General features: G+C 56.8%; 4 protein-coding genes and 1 pseudogene. 4 read left to right on the top strand and 1 reads right to left on the bottom strand.

Annotation, left to right across the window (positions count from 1 at the left end):
• Positions 1-6: 6 nt before the first annotated feature.
• From AC0AP0_RS07985 to AC0AP0_RS07970, 4 genes and pseudogenes are all read left to right on the top strand, one after another.
• The gene (locus AC0AP0_RS07985) at positions 7-138 is read left to right on the top strand and encodes an aggregation-promoting factor C-terminal-like domain-containing protein (protein WP_490430080.1); all 132 of its coding nucleotides are present in this window, start codon (positions 7-9) and stop codon (positions 136-138) included.
• Positions 139-399: 261 nt separating this feature from the next.
• Positions 400-2,244, top strand: a pseudogene (locus AC0AP0_RS07980) (RCC1 domain-containing protein); the annotation flags it as partial.
• A gap of 113 nt (positions 2,245-2,357) precedes the next feature.
• Complete coding sequence (locus tag AC0AP0_RS07975) at positions 2,358-2,672, top strand: InlB B-repeat-containing protein (RefSeq protein WP_490430079.1); 315 nt, start codon at positions 2,358-2,360, stop codon at positions 2,670-2,672.
• Between the two features lie 6 nt (positions 2,673-2,678).
• On the top strand, positions 2,679-4,244 hold the full coding sequence (locus AC0AP0_RS07970) for an RCC1 domain-containing protein (RefSeq protein ID WP_490430078.1): 1,566 nt from the start codon (positions 2,679-2,681) through the stop codon (positions 4,242-4,244).
• A 168-nt stretch (positions 4,245-4,412) separates the two neighbouring features.
• On the opposite strand, the gene AC0AP0_RS07965 is transcribed toward AC0AP0_RS07970, so the two are convergent.
• The gene (locus tag AC0AP0_RS07965; RefSeq protein ID WP_490430077.1) at positions 4,413-5,813 is read right to left on the bottom strand and encodes an NCS2 family permease; all 1,401 of its coding nucleotides are present in this window, start codon (positions 5,811-5,813) and stop codon (positions 4,413-4,415) included.

Genomic DNA, 5,813 nt, shown 5'->3' with positions numbered 1-5,813 from the left:
AGCAAGATGGCCTCGGCCGGTCCCAACTGGCAGACTGATGCTCATACCCAGATTGTTTGGGGCCTGGGCTATATCCAAGGCCGTTATGGGACTCCCTGTGGTGCTTGGGCTCAATCCCAGGCATCCAACTGGTACTGATCCATTTTCATACAACGCAATCAGGAACTTCCGGTAGGCTGGTTCGGCTTACCGGAAGTTCTTTTTTGACTGAGACGCGACCTGTTCCAATTGCCTGCTGATAATCCGATCGCTAAGCGAGAGAAGGCCTTCACTGCAACCTCTGTATTCCTGAGCTGTGATAAGCTAATTTGGATTGAGCAACATGCACGCTGGTCATGGGGATTGAGTCAGAGATACAGGTGCCACGTTGTATGCGCTGTTGCTTTCGAAGGGGACCGTATGCAATCGTCATATAAGAATCGTGCATGCTGCATCGCTTCTCTCGCAGCCATTATCGTTTTAGGGCTCATATTGGCAAACCTCTCGGGGATTGACCTAGCGCAGGCAGACGCCACCGCATCCCCAACAGCATCGCAAAGCATGAAAAAATTGGGAACGGGAGAGGGTGTGACTCCAGGTATGCCTGGTTCCACTCAAATTCCCTCTAATACTCCCACGCCAACTGCAACTCAAAAGCTGGATTCCTCTATCCAACCAACAACCTCTCCTGCTCTGCCCTCCCCCGCTTCACCAGACTCAGCAAGCCCTGTTCCTTCCACTCGGGCGACAAGCTCCTGCCCAAATAATCAATGTTCGGTCACCTTTGACACGGCCCAAGCTGACACAGCAACTCCTGTCGCACAGATTGTCCCTTCGGGAGGCCTGGCGAAACGACCGACAGCTCCCACCAAGCACGGATGCCTCTTCGACGGCTGGTTTACGGGCCAGGTGGCCTACAACTTCAACCAGCCCGTCACCAGCAACCTGAAGCTGACTGCAAAATGGACAGCCAGCGACGGCCATTGGTCCCTGGCGCCTGCGCACGGAGCCGCGTCGGGAGGTACTGCAGTGACACTGACTCCCCCAGCAACCCGTGGCATCAAATTCTCTCAAATCACATCAGGAGCAACCCATTCCTTGGCGCTTGGGTCGGATGAAAACCTTTACGCCTGGGGTGATAACAGTTCAGGGCAATTGGGCGACGGCACCAACACCCTGCGACGAACACCAGTGAAAATAAACAAGCCGGCCAATACGTCAGCCCAATTCATTTTCAGTACCATTGCCGCTGGTGACCATTCCTCTCTTGCTATAGGTTCTGACGGTAGCCTCTATGCCTGGGGAAACAATGCTCGTGGACAACTTGGCGATGGAACTACCGAAAACAAGTTGACTCCTGTCAAGGTTCCGAAGCCTGCCGGTGTCTCAAATGGATTCACTTGGACCCAAGTAAGCACCCGCTGGGATCACACCCTGGCATTAGGCTCAGATCACAATCTCTATGCCTGGGGATGGAACGGAGACGGACAGCTCGGCAACACCAACATTCCTACAGGCACCGATAATTCTGCTGCGTACAGCAGCAAACCTGTACTTGTCAGCAGGCCAGCAGGAATCACTTTCACTCAGTTAAGTGCTGGACGGTATAACTCCTTTGCCCTAGGCTCAAATAACAACTTGTACGCCTGGGGTTCAAATGTCAGTGGTCGCTTAGGCGACGGGACCGACATTCAGCGATCAACTCCTGTTCAGGTCCGCCAACCCGCCGGCGTTACCTTCTCCCAGTTCAGCGCCGGAGATACATCTTGTTTCGCAATCAGCACGAATGGGGATCTTTACGCTTGGGGATGGAACGGATACGGAAGGCTGGGAGATGGCAGCAATGCAGAAGACAGAAAAACGCCCACTCTAATATCCCCGCCCAACGGAGCATCGTCAGGGTTTACCTGGGTACGAGTCATGACAAGAGACACTCACGTCCTAGCCATTGGCTCGGACGACAATCTCTATTCCTGGGGACGAAACGATCACGGGCAACTAGGTATCAAAGACATAAGCACAGACGGTTCGTACGTCAATAGACCGCACATTGTCGATCAACCAACATCTTCAACTGCCCAGCAATTCACTTGGGCTCAGATCAATGCAGGATGGGAAGAATCGTCTGCATTGGGATCAGATGGAAACCTGTACACCTGGGGATGGAACAACGGCGGACAATTAGGTGATCCAGACGTTCCTATAGGCACGGATAATAGCCAGGCAATGAGGCTGACACCAAGCTTGGCCGCTTTCCCGCTTTCGCCAGATGTTACTGCGGTCAAATTCGACCAAACACTGGGCAGCAATCTCAAAAAAGCAGGTACAAACTGGCAGGTGATGACGCCAGCTCATAGGAAGGGTCGAGTAGATGCGACATCACCTGGAACCTCTATGGTCAGCAGTTCGATGAAATCCTGGATTACACCTATGACCCGCCCATTTATGTCGTCACTTTCGACAAGGCCGACGGCAGCCAGCCCACCAATCAGTCGGTCATCGAGGACCAGACGGCTTCCAGACCGGATCAAGACCCGACCCGACCGGGCTTTTTATTCGACGGCTGGTTCAACGGCGATGCGGCCTACGACTTTTCTTCCCCCGTCAAGGGTCCCACGAAACTGACAGCCCATTGGACGGCAGGCACCGGGCAATGGACCACCTCTCCCAACCAGGGTCCCGACAGCGGTTAGACCAAGGTGACCCTGGTTCCACCTGCAGCGCGGGGCATTAGGTTCAGTCAGGTCAGCGCCGGCGATGATCATTCATTGGCTCTCGGATCGGATGGAAACGTTTATTCTTGGGGTGCCAATAAATACGGACAGCTGGGCGATGGAACCACAACGGACCGCTTGACACCGGTTCAGATTCCCAAACCGACAGGCGTGAACCGGTTCACGCAGATCAGTGCAGGAAAAGCCTTCTCTTTGGCCTTGGATGACCAGGGCCACGTCTGGGCTTGGGGGCTTAACAGCTCCGGGCAGCTGGGCAGCAATGCCGTTGCTACCAATGGCTCATCTGCATACAGCTCCAGCCCGATCCGCGTGCAAGCCCCAAGCGGGATGACGGCAACAAGCTTCAGTCTCACCAGCATCAGCGCAGGAATCACTCACGTCCTCGCCGTAGACGGGCAGGGCAGAGCCTGGGGCTGGGGATCCAATGAGTTCGGCAAACTGGGCGTTCCTGCTAGCACTGTGGCGACGACAGGGATCACTACCAGACCCGTTCAGGTCGCAACCCCGCAAGGCGAGGCAAAAGGATTCCGCTATGCACAGGTCAGTGCGGGCGGTTCGCATTCTCTGGCAACTGACACCCAAGGCCGTGCTTGGGGCTGGGGATCGAACCAGAACGGTGATCTAAGCAATACGAGTGACGTAGCGCTTGATGGCTACACCTCCACACCCGTCCAGGCCAAGCCGGACACCAACCCGACAGGCGGATTCAAGCTTGTTCAGATCATTGCGGGCAGCGGCCACTCCTCCGCTCTTGATGATCTAGGACGCATATGGTCCTGGGGCGGGAACAGCAATGGAGAACTCGGCCTGGGCGACACCACCACGAGGACTGCTCCGTCTCTGGTAGCCATGCCCGCAAACGTCAGCGCCTTCACGCAGTTGACAGGCAGCAGGGCTAGCGGCAATTCACTGGCGCTGGACCAGAACGGCAACATCTGGGGCTGGGGTCAAAACGCATCAGGCATGCTGGGGACCGGAGGCACAGGCAGCCTGAACAAGCCAACCAGAATGGGCAATCCAACAGGCATCGACCACTTCGTCAAGGTCAGCGCCGGCACCGGCCACACCCTAGCCATCGCATCCAACGGCAGCACTATGAGCTGGGGAGACAACGGCCAAGGAAGGCTGGGGAACAATGCGACACAGACGGTCTACTCCCCTGTCAACGTGCTCTTTCCCTTCAGGCTCGGCATCCCGTCCACAGTGCAATTCGGAGGTGTCAATGGAACCAGCCTAAGCTCCACTGGGCAGCAGGATGGCGCCTGGACCGTGTTGACACCAAACCATCAGGCCGGCGACACGACTGTCAGCATCGCTTGGACGCTCAATGGGGCTCCACAATCCAACGATGAGACCAATGCCTTCCGTTTCATCCACTACGGCGTCCTACCCTTGACCGGAGAGACAGGCATATTAGTCACCATCATGGTCGGCTCGCTGGCCGCAGTCGGTGGCTTGGCCGCCAAACGTCAACGTCTTGAAGCACAAAGCGGACAAGGCGGAAAAGTAGCCGCTCGGCATAAGCACTGACGGTCACGTACGAGCAGGGCCCCGCCACCTATGTAGTGGCGGGGCCCTGCTGTGGTCTCTGTCTCAAACAGTCAGGTCAACATGTCAACAGCATGACGCTAGCTGCACAACTGAACAATGCTTCTGACGAATGCTGCTTGTGGATGTCTTGTGTTTACGAATCTGTGCTTAGAGCACAGCCTGAAGCACGAAGTCCAGGATGAAGAGGGCCGAGACCGCCCAGATGATGGGGTGGACCTCCCTGCCCTTGCGCTTGCAGACCATGGTCAGGCAGTAGGTGATGAAACCGGCGGCCACGCCATAGGAGATGGAATAGGCAAAGCCCATGAAGATGGCCGTGAAGAAGGCCGGAATGGCCTCAGACAGTTCGCCCCACTCAATCTCGGCGAAGGAGCTCATCATCATGCAGCCCACAATGACCAGAACGGGTGCGGTGGCCGCCGATGGCACAGCCGAAATCAGCGGAGCGAAGACGGCGCTGAGTGCAAAGCAGGCGGCGATGACCACCGAGGTCAGTCCGGTTCGCCCACCGGCTGCGATGCCTGCTGCGGACTCTACGTATGTGGTGGTATTGGAGGTGCCGAAGAGAGCGCCGATGGAGGTTGCGGTGGCATCGGCAAACAGGGCCTTGTCCATCTTGGAACTGAAACCACGGCCGTTCTCCAGAGCCTGCTCATCCTCGGCAGAGAAGATGCCTGAGCGCCGGCCGGTGCCCACAAAGGTGCCGATGGTGTCGAAGGTGTCCGAAAGGGAGAAGGCGAAGATGGTCACCAGAACCACTGGCAGCTTGGCCGGGTCAGAGAAGAGCGCTGGGAAGCCCTCCGGACGGAAAATGGCCAGGAAGGTCTGCGGCAGCTGCGACCAGGCCTGGCCCAGATCGACCGACTTGGCCATGTTGGTGACCCCCATGGGGATGCCCAGCAGCGTGACCACGATGATGGCTATGACGAAGGCACCCTTGTTGATGAAAGCCAAGTGGCCTTTGAACTTGAAAATCAGGAGGAAGATGGTCAGCAACAGGCCGATGACGAAGAGAACGACCCCAGGAGTGTTAAAGGTGGTCAGACCAGGGTTGGCTCCTGCCGCCGAAGTCTTGTCGGGGGCGAACTTGATGATGCCCACATTGAGCAGACCAACATAGGCGATGAAGACACCGATGCCGCCGCCGATGGCATGCTGGAGCAGGGGCGGAATGGCCTGGATGATCATCTTGCGCAGCTTGGTGGCCGTGACCAGGATGTTGATCAGGCCGCACAGGAACACCATGCACATGGTCTGTTGCCAGGTGAAGCCCAGCCCTTTGACCACAGTGAAGGTGAAGAAGGCATTCAGTCCAACTCCTGGCGCCACGCCGTAGGGGACGTTGGCCACCAGCGCCATGATCAGGGTGCCGATGATGGCAGCAATCAGAGTGGCGAGAAAGACGGCACCCCAGGGCATGCCCGCCGTGGAAAGCACCGAGGGATTGACCACGATGATATAGGCCATGGCGAAGAAGGTGGTGATGCCTGCTACCACTTCCGTAGAGACTGTGGTATTATTATCCGAAAGCCGAAATAGCTTATGCAT

The organism is Bifidobacterium sp. POST2/T3 (B1), from assembly GCF_058197115.1.
This window is presented reverse-complemented; position numbering and strand designations above follow the sequence as displayed.